Genomic DNA, 15,401 nt, shown 5'->3' on the forward strand with positions numbered 1-15,401 from the left:
TAAAATGTTAATATAAATAATCTACACTATATGTATAAACTATAACGTTGATTAAATTAGGAGGCAATAGTTTGGCAAAGTTTTTGTATAAATTAGGTTCGTTTATTGCAAAACATAAATGGTGGAGTGTTGTTGCATGGGTCGTTTTACTCGCAGCAATTATTATACCACTTACAATAAGTTCACCTAAATTTGATAATGACATCACTATGAATGGTTTAGAATCACTCGATACAAATGAAAAAATAGAAGATGAATTTAACCAGGATAGTGAAAAAGCACAAATAAGAATTGTATTTAAGAGCGATTCTGAAGATGGCATAGTTAAGGAAGATATGACTAAAGATATCAAAGACACATTGAATGACATTAAAGACAATGATGATGATATTAAGAATGTTTCAGATCCTTATGATAATAAACAAATAAGTAAAGATAAGACAACTGCTTTTGCGGATGTCAATTATGATGTGTCTGCTACAGCTTTAAAAGCAGATTCTAAAGATAATGTAAAAGATGAAGTTGAAAAATTAGAAGATAAACATAATGTACAAGCTGAATTAATGGGTTCAGGAATGGAGTCTACTGAAATTGGCGGTGCTTCAGAAATAATAGGTATTATCGTAGCATTCGTTGTATTATTAATTACGTTTGGCTCATTTATTGCGGCAGGTATGCCAATTATCAGTGCATTACTTGGCTTGGGTACAGGCGTAGGGATTATTTCATTACTTACTTACGCGTTCGATATTCCAAACGTTACATTGACGTTAGCCGTTATGATTGGACTTGCAGTAGGTATAGATTACGCACTGTTTATACTATTTAGATATCGTCAAATAGTGAAGACAGAACCAGATCATATTAAAGCTATCGGTTTAGCTGTAGGTACAGCTGGTAGTGCTGTTATCTTTGCTGGTGTAACTGTAATTATTGCAGTTTGTGGGCTAGCCCTCGTTGGCATAGACTTCTTAGCAGTCATGGGTTATGCGTCAGCTATTAGTGTATTAGTAGCGGTAATTAGTGCTTTAACATTATTACCTGCAATCATCAGCATTTTCCATAAGAGCATTAAGCCTAAACAAAGTAAATCAGAATTTGAAGGCGATGTTGATACAGCTTGGTCAAAATTTGTTGTAGGCAAACCTTTAACAGCAGTCTTAATTGGACTTATTATTTTAGTAGTAGCAGCAATCCCAATTAGTGATATGCGTTTAGGTATTCCAGATGATGGTATGAAATCGGAAGATACGACACAGAAAAAAGCATATGATATTATTTCAGACAAATTTGGCGAAGGTTATAATGGCCAAATTGCTATGCTTGTGAATGTTAAAGATAAGAAAGATGATCCTCAAGCATTACAAAAAGATTTACAAGATCTGACAAAAGATATTAATGGTATGGATAACGTGGATATGGCGACGCCTCCTCAACTAAGTGATAGTAAAGACTATGCCTTAGTTGCTGTAATTCCTGAAAAAGGACCTAACGCACAATCTACAAATGATTTAGTCCATGATTTAAGAGATTATAATGACGATGCACAAGATAAATATGATTTCAAAACAGAAGTGTCTGGTCAAAGTGTAATCAACATTGATATGTCTCAAAAATTAAATGAAGCAATTCCATTATTTGCGAGTGTTATCGTAGCTTTAGCATTTATTCTATTAATGGTAGTATTCCGTTCAATTATTATTCCATTGAAGGCAGTACTAGGATTCGTATTATCATTAGTAGCAACACTTGGCTTTACGACATTAATCATGCAAGAAGGATTCATGACTGGTCTGTTTGGTGTTGATACGACAGGCCCATTACTCGCATTCTTACCAGTAATAACAATCGGTTTATTATTTGGTCTCGCAATGGATTATGAAGTGTTCTTAATGTCACGTATCCATGAAGAATACAGTAAGACACGTAACAACGAACATTCTATTAAAGTGGGTATTAAAGAAAGTGGCCCGGTTGTGGTTGCTGCAGCATTAATTATGTTCAGTGTGTTCATCGCTTTTGTCTTCCAAGATGATGTGATGATAAAATCAATGGGTATAGCACTTGGTTTCGGTGTATTATTCGATGCATTTGTCGTTCGTTTACTATTGATACCTGCACTGACACAGTTGTTTGGTAAAGCATCATGGTATATGCCAGCATGGTTAAATAGAATTTTACCAAGTGTGGATATTGAAGGACATGAATTACAAAGTATGATGCCTACTCAGAAAGTGAGTACTTCAAAAGAAAGTTATGATCGTACATTCAATATTCACCAACAATCAACGACAACAGCTAAAAATAGTAATGCAATTTCAGTTGATAGAAAAACTAAAATGCTATATGACGAGATTGCGCAACAAACAGCGCAAACAGATTTCTTATATCAAGCATTAGCAGACTATCAAGCAGGTAAAAAACAACCGCATTATTACAGCGATAATAATAACGCTAATAATGTAGATAACAGTACAGAACGTAATACAACATCAAGTACAGAAAACAAAGATGAAGATGTTATGTCACTGTTAGCGCAACAAAGTAAAAATATTAACAAACTGAATGAATTAATCGAGAAAACGATTAATAAAAAATAAGTCTAAATATATTAGGATTCTTAATTATATTGAGAATCAATTACTGCCAACAAAATTTCAGATTTTGTTGGCAGTTTTTTTGTCCAAAAATCAACAAAATAGTATAGATTATAGCCAAATTTATAATTTTTATTAAAATATTGAATTATAAAGAGGTGAATCATGAAAACTTTTTATCAAGTAGAATTTAATGAACCAAACAAGGTAACAGTCAGCATAAATGATGGATTACGTCTTGTGTTAGTGCTGAGAAGTAGATTGATAGTATGGAAATATAATGAAAAATATGAATACCAGAAAGGTGATATTTTTATTGTTAATCATCGTGAGCAATTTCGTTTCATAGAAAATAAAGATACACTCTATATTTCTATTCATTTAACTGAAAGTTACTTAAAGCAATATATAGATGATTATAATAATAAAATTTTAATTTTAGAAAAAGGGTGTTTGCAAGAAGTTATTTATAAACAAATCGTAAATGCTATTGCAATGATAGGCGTTGTGAATATTAGAAAGGGGAGTATTATCGTTTGTATATAGAACAGCAGTTAATAAATTTAATGTTTATAATTGTACGATTCTTACCGACAAAAATGAACGAATCATATAAAACAATGTTAAATGACTATCGAGTAGAATTTGTATGTAACTATATTCAAAGTAATTACACTAATGATATCTCGTTAACTAAAGTAGCCAAAAAGGTAGCACTTAGCACTACGTATTTATCAAAAATTTTCACACAGCAAATGGGAATGGGATTCAATCAATATCTGATTCACATAAGACTTGAGCATTGTAAGGAAGATTTGATTTATACAGATAACACAATTACGCAAATTGCTTTGAAAAATGGTTTTAGCAATTCTAACATGTTACTGAAACATTTTAAGAAAGATACACAAATGACGCTTACACAATATAGGGGGAATATAAAGATATACATTTGAGTGAAAATCAATATGAAGAAAATGAAAATATTGCATATCAAATTTATTTGCACTATTTATCAGATTATATCAATCAACCTGTCGATAGTGCTATCCAATCAACTGAAGCAGAAAAAAAGTCATTGATGTTACTTTAAAAGACTCAAAACAAACACTTTTGCATTATCAACATGTAATACAAATAGGAAATTTAGACGTATTACTCATTCAAAGATATCGAAAACAATTACTAGAAGTGAAAAAGTGTATAGGATTAAATCATGTACTGATTAAAGATCCGATTAGAGAAGGTTTTATTAAGGATAAAATTATCGAAAGTGATGAAGTTATACCGAATGTACACCGTTATATGAAGATAGATGAATGCTTGAATTTTTTACTCATGTATCACATTGGTTTAGGCATAGAGATAAATCCACCGAAAGCAATCTCGAAGTTCAAAGGTTATTATAAAGAATTGGTATATGTATTGGAACATATTTATAACACAGTTCCAGATAGTCATTTATTTAATCTAGTACTTTACATAAATTGTATAGATGAACAGAACTCTCAAACAATAATCACATTATTTAAACAGTATTTTAAAAATATCAAAATTGTACTGAACTTTAATATTGAAAATCAAGCAGAAGTACACATAGCTAAACGCATTTTAGAGGATCATAAGCAACATATTGATAGTATTGCATTCTGTGCAAATCAAAATGACATAATTAATTTTCAATCTATCGAGAGTGACCAATTTAATTTAGCTAAGAAACACATCACGCTCAAATTAAAGAAAATTATGGAATGGTTAGATGTAAAAAATCGAAAAATTTCCTTTACATTATTGAATTGGAATACATTGACAGGCGATACAAATCTGACAAATGGAGAATATTTTAGAGCAGGCATTATTTTTGAACAACTTATAGAAATGAATGGCCATATTAATATGATTGGATACTGGTTGAATTTTGAGATACATCAGAAATATAGTCAGAAAGATATAAAAAAAGAATTAAATGGTATTGATTTATACCATCAATTTGATGGTAAAAGACCTGCTTTTTTTACAAGTATGTTTTTTAAAAAATTATTAAAAAACATCTTGTATAGAAATGGAAATTGTATTGCTTTAGGTAATACCGAACATTTTCAAATTGTGCTCTGGGATGCAGAACATTATAACCCTTATTTTACTTTGAATGATTCCTCTAATGACTTAAATCATAAAGAATATCAAATAAATATTTTTGATTTATTACCTGGGACATACAAAATTAAGCATCTAACATTAGATAAAAATCATGGTGCGTTATATAAAATATGGCAACAATATAATACGCAACATGGCATGGATGAAGAAACGATTAATTATGTTAATCGAGTATCTTTTCCCAAACTGGATGTAAGTGAAGTAGATATAATCGATATAATAACATATCACTTAAAATTACTTACAAATGCAATTCAAATTATTGAATTTAGAAGATATTTTGATAAAAAATATAGCTAAAAAGCAACTAGAGGTTGGACAACGGAAGCTCATTTAAAAAGTAGAGTGTCTGTCCTATTCTCTAGTTTTTATTTCGAGTAAGTATCATTAATCCTATATTTAAACGTGAGAATAATTATTGATGACAAAAATCAATATGTACATTTTTGTCATAGAAGTAATATAAATCGAATGCGTTATAAATAAGATATAAAAACAACAAATACGCTATATTGAGATCTAAAATTACGCGCTACAATATTTTTTATAAAGGATAGCGAGCGTTATTGATTGAGGATGTTAAGAGAAAAACATTTTACAATTAGGCTTATCTTTCCTGTTTGTCATTTGAAAATTTAATTTAGGAGGATAAAGAATGACTCAAAAAGGAAATGTACAGACATATAAAGGAGATAATAAATTAATATTAGGAATTGTATTAGGGGTCGTCACCTTTTGGTTGTTTGCACAATCACTATTAAATGTAGTACCGACTTTGCAGCAATCTTTTAACAGTAATATAGGAACAGTGAGTATTGCGGTGAGTATTACTGCGCTTTTCTCAGGAATGTTTGTGGTAGGTGCAGGTAGTCTCGCTGATAAAGTTGGACGCGTAAAAATAACTTATATTGGTTTGTGGCTTAGTATTATTGGTTCATTATTGATTATCGTGAGTAACTTATCTATCTTACTTATTGTAGGTAGAGTGATTCAAGGGTTGTCTGCTGCAGCAATTATGCCGTCAACATTAGCCATAATGAAAGCTTATTTTGATGGGAAAGATAGACAACGTGCTTTAAGTAATTGGTTTATCGGTTCATGGGGAGGTTCAGGTTTAGCATCTTTATTTGGCGGAATGGTATCGACATTTGTAGGATGGAGATGGATATTTATCTTGTCTATCATCATCGCCTTAGTTTCGATGTTATTAATAAAAGGCACACCTGAAACAAAATCAGTTAGCAAAACTAAGGTAGGATTTGATTACACAGGATTACTATTATTTGTTGTTATGATGTTAAGTATTAATGTGGTGATCACACAAAGTGCATCATTGGGTATTTTTTCACCAATCATTATAGGTTTAATAATAATATTTATAGTTTCGACAATAAGTTTTATTAAAATGGAAAATAAAAAACAAAATCCATTAATCGATTTCAAACTTTTTAATAATAAAGCATATACAGGTGCCACACTTTCTAATTTTTTATTAAATGGTGTAGCAGGTGCACTGTTAGTAGCTAACACATTTGTGCAGCAAGGTTTAGGCTTTAATGCATTCCAAACTGGTTTATTATCTATTACTTATTTGGTAACAGTATTATTAATGATTAGAGTAGGAGAAAAGATTCTACAAAAAGTAGGCGCTAAAAAGCCGATGATGCTCGGCACATTTTTTAATATGATTGGTATAATTTTAATCTCGCTTATATTTTTACCAAGCACAATTTATGTAGTCGTTTGTATCATTGGATATTTACTTTATGGTTTGGGACTCGGTTTCTATGCTACACCTTCAACTGATATGGCTATTTCAAATTCACCTGAAGATAAAGTAGGTGTGGCTTCTGGTATTTATAAAATGGCTTCATCACTCGGTGGTGCATTTGGTATCGCGTTATCAGGCGCACTTTATGGTATCGTGGCAAGTACTACTAATGTCCAAACTGGCGCATTAATAGGATTATTACTCAATGTGTTGATGGCATTATTATCGTTAATTATCATATTGATTACTGTCCCATCATTTAAAAAGGCATAACATTTACGTTATTCAACAAAATGCTCTAACACATAAATTACACTCAAAAAGTATATAATGTAAATAAGTTGAATATATTTAATATAGGAGGAACTGTTATGGTGAAACAATTAATAGATATATTGAAAGAGAAAGAAAAGCGAATGATTGAGATACGTCGCTATCTTCATCAATATCCTGAGCTATCTTTCCACGAAGAAGAAACGCCTAAGTATATTGAAGATTTTTATAAAGATAAAGATTGTGAAGTAGAAACGAATGTAGGTCCTAATGGTTTGAAGGTGACAATCGATAGTGGGAAACCTGGTAAGACAATTGCAATACGTGCTGATTTTGATGCACTACCAATTCAAGAGGATACTGGGTTAGAATTTGCTTCAAAAAATGAAGGCGTGATGCATGCTTGTGGTCATGACGCACATACAGCATATATGCTAATTCTTGCTGAAACACTTATCGAATTGAAAGATCAATTTAAAGGTAAAGTTGTTGTTATTCATCAGCCTGCTGAAGAAGTACCTCCAGGCGGTGCACAAGCGATGATTAAAGATGGTGTCTTAGATGGTGTCGACCATGTATTAGGTGTCCATGTGATGAGTCATATGCCATCTGGTAATGTATATTATCGTGAAGGTAATGTACAAACGGGTAGAGATTTCTTTAAACTTAAAGTGAATGGCCAAGGAGGACACGGTTCATCACCACATACGGCAAATGATAGTATTGTAGCTGGTGCATATTTTGTTAATGCTTTACAAACAATAGTTTCAAGACGTTTGAATCCTTTTGAAACTGGCGTTGTAACAATTGGTTCATTTGACGGTAAAGGACAATTTAATGTAATCAAAGATAGTATTGAAGTAGAGGGCGATGTACGTGCCTTGACTGATGAAACCAAACAAACGATTAAAAAAGAGGTTAAACGTTTAACAGATGGCTTAGAAGCAATGTTTGGTGTGACATGTGAATTAGAATATAATGTCGATTATCCTGCATTGTACAATGATCCAGAGTTTACGAATTTTGTTGTAGAATCTATTGAAAGTGCTGATACAGATGCAATTAAAGGTATAGAAAGATGTGAAGCACAACCACCTTCTGAAGATTTTGCATATTATGCTAAAGCTATACCGAGCACATTTATTTATGCAGGTGCTGCACCTGACAATGGTAACATTCATCCACATCATCATCCTAAATTTGATATCAGTGAAAAATCATTACGCGTAGCAGCTGAAGCAGTAGGCGTTACCGTATTCAATTATTTAAAATAAAGTATTAAAACATAAAATAAAGGTTGTAGCTTATTATACTGGGCTACAACCTTTATTTTTGTGTGCATAATTTTCTTCCCATTTTTCATGTAGTTTATGCAGGCGCATTAAAGTGTATATATAGAATAATAAAATAATAAAAAAGGATGATTGAAATGAATGCAGATAAAAAACTAAGTGAATTGCTTGAAGATTATAATAAGCCGTTAAAAAAATTATTCAAATATGATAAGTCAAAGGCACTTACATTTGATAAAGAAACTAGAAGTGAAGTTCAAGAACAAAAAGGTGTTTTTGTTATCTTTAAAAATAAAAAACCATTATATGTAGGACAAGCAGGTGGGTTTATGACTGGATACAAACTTACTCAAAAAGATTTAAATGATAAGCTCGCACAATTCAATGTGAAATCAGATGCTGGCACAGCAAAATTTAGAAAAGCCTATGTAGCGCAACAAAATTTAGATGAATCAGAATTAAAAAATATTAAAGCAGAAGAACATAATTTGAAATTCCAATATATTAAAGTTAAAGGTAACCCTGCACTAATTAATATCTTAGAAATACTTGCTTTAGAATATGCGAAAGAAAATGATATTGAGTTATATAATTTTCTATAAAATCACCTGAGTTAATGGAGGTGAATAGGAAGAGGGTTGATTGCTATGAATATAAGAAATTTTAATATTCGTTTTCAACACTGTGATATTAAAGTGAAATTACCTAAAGGATACTTTAAGCGTAAAGCTGGTCCATATCCTTTAGTTATCGTTCAAGATGGTGATGACTTATTTAAGGATATTGAACGAGAAGTCATATTTGTAGGATTAGTGCAGAATGATAATGACAAAATTTATGCGGCTTGGCAAGATAAAGTCGAAGATGAATCATTTTATAGTGCAGTGGATGATTATCTCTTATGGATTTCTGATCAATTGTTACCTTATTTAAAAAAATGTTTCAATGTATCTGAACAGCGCTTGGATATAAGTATTGCTGGGGCGTCACTAGGTGGATTAGTTGCGCTCTATGCGTTATTCAAGAAACCAGATACATTTGGCACATATATACTGATTTCACCTTCAATATGGTATCCAGGCTTTCTAACATTTATGAAACAGCAACCTATTATTAAAGAAGAAGAACATGTTTATTGGTATATTGGCACGCTTGAAGATGAACAACATCCAGAGATCAATACCAATATCTTAGCTCAAACTGAACAAGGCGTAGACATTCTAAATGAGCTCTTAATTTCTGAACAAATAACATTTCATTTCGTTACAAATAATAAAGAATTACACCAGCAAATTTATTTCAAAAAATACTTTAATAAAGCGGTAAAAAAATTATTTTAGTTAATTTGCTCACGTAAAAAATGACAAATTATAGCCATTATTTATCAGAAAATTCGAAATAATAGCATGTAAATTCTGACCTTTATGCTTAATTAATGATAAAATTTAAAGTTTAAGAATTTTTAAAAGAAATAATCGTACACTTATTTGTGTAATATTCTCATTTATAATTTGCGAAGAGAAGTGTCTTTTAAATTCTAACTTTATATTATTAACAAACATAGGGGATGCTTTTATGGTAGAAAAAATGAAACAAATTTCAGGGGGTAAATTGTTGACGGGTATTGTATTATCAATATTAACTTATTGGTTATTTGCCCAGTCATTTTTGAATATTGGGCCTCAAATCCAGTCAACTTTTGGTGCTAGTCCAGGTATAGTCAATATTTCTATAAGTTTAACGTCATTTGTTACTGGTGTGTTTATGGTAGTAGCAGGTAACATTTCAGATAAATTTGGTAAAGTGAAAATGACACGTATTGCACTCATACTAAGTATCGTTGGTTCACTTATGCTTATCGTCTCAGGAAATGTCGTATTATTGATTCTAGGTAGAGTTGTGCAAGGTTTATCAGCAGCAATTATCATGCCAGCGACGATTTCCATCGTCAATGACTTTTTTGAAGGGGACGAAAGACAAAAAGCATTGAGTTTTTGGTCGATTGGTGCGTTTGGGGGCACAGGTTTATCATCTTTCTTTGCAGGAGCAATGGCAACATTTATTTCGTGGCAATCTATCTTTATTCTGTCGATTATATTATCTCTTGTTGCGCTGATGCTATTAAAACATTTACCAGAAAGTAAATTAATTAAAGACAAAGCAAATCGTTTTGATTATGTAGGACTTACAATATTTGTGATTATGATTGCGAGTGTTAGTTTTGTCATTACACAAGGTTATAAAATGGGGTGGCTGAGTACGCCAACATTAATATTATTAGCTGTCTTTATCATATGTGTATTTATGTTCTTCAAAGTAGAACGTGGCAAAAAAGTGCCGTTTATCGATTTGGAATTATTTAAAAATAGACCTTATATAGGCGCAGTACTTGCGAACTTCTTACTTAACACAGGCGTTGGTGTCATTGCTTTATTTAATATGTATGCGCAAGGTGGATTGGAATTTAGTGCGTTCCAAGCAGGTTTACTTACTTTACCGTACTTGATTACACTACTTATTGTTGTACGCTTAGGTGAAAAGAGCATTAAAAGATTTGGCGCGAAACGTGCGTTGGTTATCGGACCAATATTTACAGCAATAGGTATATTGTTATTTAGTTTAACGTTCTTTGGTACCTCAGGGTATATCGTTGTAGCGTTAATTGCATCAGTCTTTTTTGGTGGCGGTACAGGTCTCTTTGCAACACCGGCATTGAGTACTGCAGTTTCAACTACACCTCCAGAAAAAGTGGGCGTCGCTTCCGGTATATTTAAAATGGGCTCAACACTTGGTGGCGCATTTGGTATTGCAATTATGACTTCTATTTACACAGCGATCATGCAAAGTGGACAAAGCTTACATACAGCGGCAACAGCAGGCTTTATCGTTGGTGCTTGTATTGTTGGTTGTGGTGTTCTAGCGAGTGCATTAATCATACCGACACGTAAAATAAATAGTTAAATATTAAAATTAAAGACCATTGTAACGTTATCGTTGCAGTGGTATTTATTACGTTGAATTATAAAGTATACTATTGGTCATACATTTCTAATTTTTTATATTTATGTGCCAAATGTAAATCATGTGACAATGCTATAAGCGGTCTAACTGTCATCTGTATACTGCCGATTACAAATAATACTGTACCTATAGTGACAGTATTATCACTGAAAAATAAAAAACTACCTATTAAGAATATGATGACAAGAACAACATCGTTTAATTGGTATAGTGCTTTATAAATCAGTGTAAGACGTTCAGATCTTTGAGGTGTATTAAAATTTAAATCAGTACTTTTGTTAATAGAATTTTGTTGCTTTGATTTAGACATAGAAAAGGCCTCCCATACATATCTTGAGTTGTCTTACTCATTCCCTTAATGGTTTACATAAAACCGAGAAAGATTTATGATAAAACAAATTCAGAAGGACAGAAAGAGGGGAGCATCATGCATTATAAAAGATACTATCAAGCACCTATCGGACGCGTTGCAATAACATCTGACGGAGAGCATATTACTGGATTGTGGCTACCCAACCAAACCGATTTCGAATTAAAATATGACCATAAGTTAGTAGAAACAGAACAACCTATCTTTGATAAAGTAGAACGTTGGTTAGACGCATATTTCTCGGGAAATATTCCGGAAATTGATTTTCCTTTAAAAGCGTCTGGCACGGAATTTCGTGAACAAGTCTGGGCAGCACTTTTAGAAATACCCTACGGCGAAACAGCAACGTATGGTGAAATAGCACAAATAATAGGGAAAAAAAGAGGTAAAGCTCAAATGTCGTCACAAGCGGTGGGTGGCGCAGTAGGCAGCAATCCAATTTCAATTATCATTCCATGCCATAGAGTTGTTGGTAAAGATGGTAGTTTAACCGGTTATGGTGGTGGCATTGATACCAAAATTGAGTTACTTAAATTAGAAAAAATGGATATGGATGCATTTTATAGACCTAAGCATAGTACAAAGCCTTGAAGCAGTAAGGTTGATCAATGAATTAAAATGTTCAAAAAAGTTACTTAAATACGCTTGCAAGTTGTAAAAAAACTCTAACTAAGTTGATAATTTAACTCAGTATGGTATTCTATTACACGTCTTTGCTAAAAATTTAAGGGATGGTGAGAATTTTGCCAAAAGAGAAAAAACAATTTTCAAGTGTATTTATATATTCAGCTGCCATCATAGGATTACTTGTTTTGGTTGGCGCAATTTTCCCTCAACAATTTGGGAGTATTACAGGTAGTGTGTCTACTTGGGTTTCAGATACATTCGGTTGGTATTATATGTTGTTATATACTGTAATACTAGGCTTTTGCATATTTCTAGCATTTAGCCCAATCGGTAAATTAAAGCTAGGTAAACCTTCGGATAAACCAGAATTTCGTACGGTGTCATGGTTAGCGATGTTATTTAGTGCAGGTATGGGTATAGGTTTAGTATTCTACGGAGCATCAGAGCCTATTTCGCATTATTTAGCACCGCCAACAGCAGATGCTGAAACAAAAGCAGCCATGTCAGAAGCGTTTCAATCTTCATTTCTAGACTATGGTATTCATCCATGGGCGATGTACGGTGTTGTTGCTTTGGCACTAGCATATTCACAGTTCCGTAAAGGTGAAAATGGTTTGATTTCAAGAACGCTACGCCCAGTTTTAGGCGATAGAGTAGAAGGTCCTATTGGCACGGTTGTAGATGTGCTAGCAGTCTTTGCAACAGTAATTGGTGTTGCAGTTTCTTTAGGCGTAGGGGCCATTCAAATTAACGCTGGGCTTAATTATTTATTTGGTATACCAGCTAATTCATTGGTTCAAGGTATAATTATAGCAGTAGTTACTGTATTGTTTTTATATAGTGCATGGAGTGGTTTAAGCAAAGGTATTCAATATTTAAGTAATTTGAATATGGTGTTAGCTGCTTTACTACTCGTAATTGTTTTTATTGTGGGACCAACGCTACTTATCTTAAACATGATGACAAGCGGCACAGGAGACTATTTGAATTCAATTTTATTTAATACTTTAGACGTTGCTCCGTTAAATGAACAAAAGTCGGACTGGTTACAAACATGGACAATCTATTATTGGGGCTGGTGGATGAGCTGGAGTCCATTTGTTGGTATATTCATCGCTAGGATTTCAAAAGGACGTAGTATAAGAGAATTTGTTGTTGCAGTGTTAGGTGTTCCAACAGTGGTTAGTATCATTTGGTTTAGTGCCTTTGGTACAACAGGTATCACAGTTGGACAAGAACACGGTGAATTATTTAAATTACCACCTGAGACACAATTATTTGGAATCTTTAATGAATTACCATTTGGATTTATTCTTTCAATGATTGCATTAGCACTTATTGCATCATTCTTTATTACTTCGGCAGACTCAGCGACCTATGTCTTAGGTATGCAGACTGCACACGGTACGTTAAACCCTACTGCTTTTGTTAAAGTTGTTTGGGATTAGCATTAGCAGGTATTGCATATGTCTTATTATTAGCTGGCGGAGATACTGGTTTAGACGCCTTACAATCTGCTGCTATCATATCAGCACTACCGTTTAGTTTTGTAGTGATATTAATGATGATTGCTTTATATAAAGATGCAAACAAAGAACGGAAATATCTAGGTTTGACTTTACAACCTAATAAAGAACGATACGAAGCATATACACGTAAGATTGAACAAGAACAAGCAGAAAAATAATTACGTTATAACATGAGACGTACATAAAACAGAGGAGATACAGTCGTAAATTGACAAATATCTCCTCTGTTTTAGTTTGTTGAGTAAAAAGAAAAGAGGCTGAGACATAATGACATGTCTTAGCCTCATTTTTTATATTGGCAGTGGCTGACTGAATTGAAAATGCGCTTATATCAAGCTTTTTTCAATTCTAGTCAGCTGTGCCGGGGTGGGACGACGAAATTTTATTAGAAAAATTAGATTTCTGTCCCACTCCCTTTTTATATACATAAATTTATTAAATTCAGTAAAGACTTCCTAGCACATGATTTAAATGCATAAGCTAAATATGGTAATTTAAATTATGCATCTTAATCATGATACGATTAAGTGATTTCAGATTTAATTTAAGGTATTATAATTACGGATATGATCATTAATACTTTCAAGATAGAAAATATTTTTTGGTTCATCAGCTAATTCAGTTTCGTGATCGAATTCTAAATTATCAAAACGTTTAAAGAATGATTCATACGTTTCAACTGAAATTTCAGTACGATTGTTTAAAAGGTCTTTATGTCCTTGAATATCAAGTGCATCTCGGTAGCCTTTTACAATTTTACCGCTAAAGAACTCGCCTACAGAACCTGAACCGTAACTGAAGAGTCCGATTGTATCATCGCCAGAAAGGTCATGCGTTTCTAATAATGAAATCAAACTTAAGTATAAAGATCCAGTGTAGATGTTACCTACATAACGATTATAATATGTAGCATCTTCATAACCAGAAGTTAAGCGTGCTTTTGTTTGTTCATCAACAGAATCTGTTAAAATTGAGTCAAGTGCTTTTTTACCCATTTTAGTAAATGGTACGTGGAAACATAATGATTTAAAATTATCTAATGTTTTATTGTAGCGACGAGCATATTCATTCCAGCTTTCTTGGAACGAGTGAATGTAAGCGTCTTTTGACAATGCGCCATCAACGAGAGGATAAGGTTGTCCACTTGGACGCCAAAAATCATAGACATCTTCAGTGAATGCAACTGCGTCATCATTTAATTCAAGAATTCGTGGGTTTTGTGATATTATCATAGCAACTGCACCTGCACCTTGTGTAGGTTCGCCACCAGAGTTTAAACCGTAACGTGCAGTATCGCTAGCGATAACTAATACTTTTTCATCTGGACGTTGTGCTAAATAATCTTTAGCTAATTGAATTGCTGGTGTTGCAGCATAGCAAGCTTCTTTCATTTCAATACAACGTGCAAATGGTTGAATGCCAAGCAAGTTATGTATTTGTACTGCTGAAGCTTTCGCAGAATCAATTGCAGATTCTGTTGCAACGATAACCATACTGATTTGTTTTTTATCTTCATCAGTAACGATGTCTTTTGCGGCATTTGCGCCCATTGTAACAATATCTTGGCTTACTGGACTAACTGCCATTTCATTTTGGCCAATGCCAAGTAGAAATTTATTTGGGTCAACTTGGCGTGATTCTGCCAGTTTAGCCATGTCTACATAAAATCTTGGAACGTAAAAATTAATTTGATCAATACCAATTGTCATAAAGCGTATCGACACCTTTCTATATATAAATAAGCACCTGTATCATACCAAA

General features: G+C 32.8%; 13 protein-coding genes and 1 pseudogene. 12 read left to right on the forward strand and 2 right to left on the reverse strand.

All coding sequences use genetic code 11. The features are described 5' to 3' along the window. Nucleotides 1-71 precede the first annotated feature (71 nt). The 10 genes from AOB58_RS10715 (at nucleotide 72) to AOB58_RS10745 (ending at nucleotide 11,054) form a co-directional block, all read left to right on the forward strand. A complete protein-coding gene (locus tag AOB58_RS10715; RefSeq protein ID WP_064783415.1) occupies nucleotides 72-2,600 on the forward strand; it encodes an MMPL family transporter in 2,529 nt (842 codons plus the stop codon). A 162-nt stretch (nucleotides 2,601-2,762) separates the two neighbouring features. Beyond that, the gene (locus AOB58_RS13830) at nucleotides 2,763-3,143 is read left to right on the forward strand and encodes a hypothetical protein (protein WP_237283150.1); all 381 of its coding nucleotides are present in this window, start codon (nucleotides 2,763-2,765) and stop codon (nucleotides 3,141-3,143) included. After that, nucleotides 3,134-3,553, forward strand: coding sequence for a helix-turn-helix transcriptional regulator (locus tag AOB58_RS13835; protein WP_237283151.1), 420 nt, complete (start codon nucleotides 3,134-3,136; stop codon nucleotides 3,551-3,553). The genes AOB58_RS13830 and AOB58_RS13835 overlap by 10 nt, the downstream gene beginning before the upstream one ends. Continuing rightward, complete coding sequence (locus AOB58_RS13840) at nucleotides 3,550-3,690, forward strand: hypothetical protein (protein WP_237283152.1); 141 nt, start codon at nucleotides 3,550-3,552, stop codon at nucleotides 3,688-3,690. Before AOB58_RS13835 ends, AOB58_RS13840 begins: the two co-directional genes overlap by 4 nt. A 20-nt stretch (nucleotides 3,691-3,710) precedes the next feature. After that, nucleotides 3,711-5,057 carry a hypothetical protein gene (locus tag AOB58_RS13845; protein WP_237283153.1) on the forward strand — a complete coding sequence of 449 codons (1,347 nt, stop codon included), beginning with the start codon at nucleotides 3,711-3,713 and terminating at the stop codon, nucleotides 5,055-5,057. Nucleotides 5,058-5,412: 355 nt separating this feature from the next. Continuing rightward, entirely contained in the window at nucleotides 5,413-6,801 is a 1,389-nt protein-coding gene (locus AOB58_RS10725) for an MFS transporter (RefSeq protein WP_064783416.1), read from the forward strand. Between the two features lie 98 nt (nucleotides 6,802-6,899). Next, complete coding sequence (locus AOB58_RS10730; protein ID WP_064783417.1) at nucleotides 6,900-8,075, forward strand: M20 family metallopeptidase; 1,176 nt, start codon at nucleotides 6,900-6,902, stop codon at nucleotides 8,073-8,075. A gap of 155 nt (nucleotides 8,076-8,230) precedes the next feature. Then, complete coding sequence (locus AOB58_RS10735) at nucleotides 8,231-8,695, forward strand: hypothetical protein (RefSeq protein WP_021339732.1); 465 nt, start codon at nucleotides 8,231-8,233, stop codon at nucleotides 8,693-8,695. A gap of 45 nt (nucleotides 8,696-8,740) precedes the next feature. Further along, entirely contained in the window at nucleotides 8,741-9,433 is a 693-nt protein-coding gene (locus tag AOB58_RS10740; RefSeq protein WP_021339731.1) for an alpha/beta hydrolase, read from the forward strand. Between the two features lie 235 nt (nucleotides 9,434-9,668). After that, a complete protein-coding gene (locus AOB58_RS10745) occupies nucleotides 9,669-11,054 on the forward strand; it encodes an MFS transporter (protein ID WP_064783418.1) in 1,386 nt (461 codons plus the stop codon). 70 nt (nucleotides 11,055-11,124) lie between these two features. On the opposite strand, the gene AOB58_RS10750 is transcribed toward AOB58_RS10745, so the two are convergent. Then, the gene (locus AOB58_RS10750) at nucleotides 11,125-11,424 is read right to left on the reverse strand and encodes a YrhK family protein (RefSeq protein WP_021339729.1); all 300 of its coding nucleotides are present in this window, start codon (nucleotides 11,422-11,424) and stop codon (nucleotides 11,125-11,127) included. 117 nt (nucleotides 11,425-11,541) lie between these two features. On the opposite strand from AOB58_RS10750, the gene AOB58_RS10755 reads away from it, so the two are divergent. Together AOB58_RS10755 and AOB58_RS10760 are read left to right on the forward strand one after the other, a co-directional pair. Continuing rightward, a complete protein-coding gene (locus AOB58_RS10755) occupies nucleotides 11,542-12,075 on the forward strand; it encodes a methylated-DNA--[protein]-cysteine S-methyltransferase (protein ID WP_021339728.1) in 534 nt (177 codons plus the stop codon). A 140-nt stretch (nucleotides 12,076-12,215) separates the two neighbouring features. Further along, a pseudogene (locus AOB58_RS10760) lies at nucleotides 12,216-13,798 on the forward strand (BCCT family transporter). 381 nt (nucleotides 13,799-14,179) lie between these two features. Here AOB58_RS10760 and AOB58_RS10765 read toward each other — a convergent pair. Continuing rightward, nucleotides 14,180-15,349 carry a hydroxymethylglutaryl-CoA synthase gene (locus tag AOB58_RS10765; protein ID WP_021339725.1) on the reverse strand — a complete coding sequence of 390 codons (1,170 nt, stop codon included), beginning with the start codon at nucleotides 15,347-15,349 and terminating at the stop codon, nucleotides 14,180-14,182. Nucleotides 15,350-15,401: the final 52 nt, after the last annotated feature.

The organism is Staphylococcus sp. AntiMn-1 (assembly GCF_001663395.1).
Classification (GTDB): domain Bacteria; phylum Bacillota; class Bacilli; order Staphylococcales; family Staphylococcaceae; genus Staphylococcus; species Staphylococcus equorum.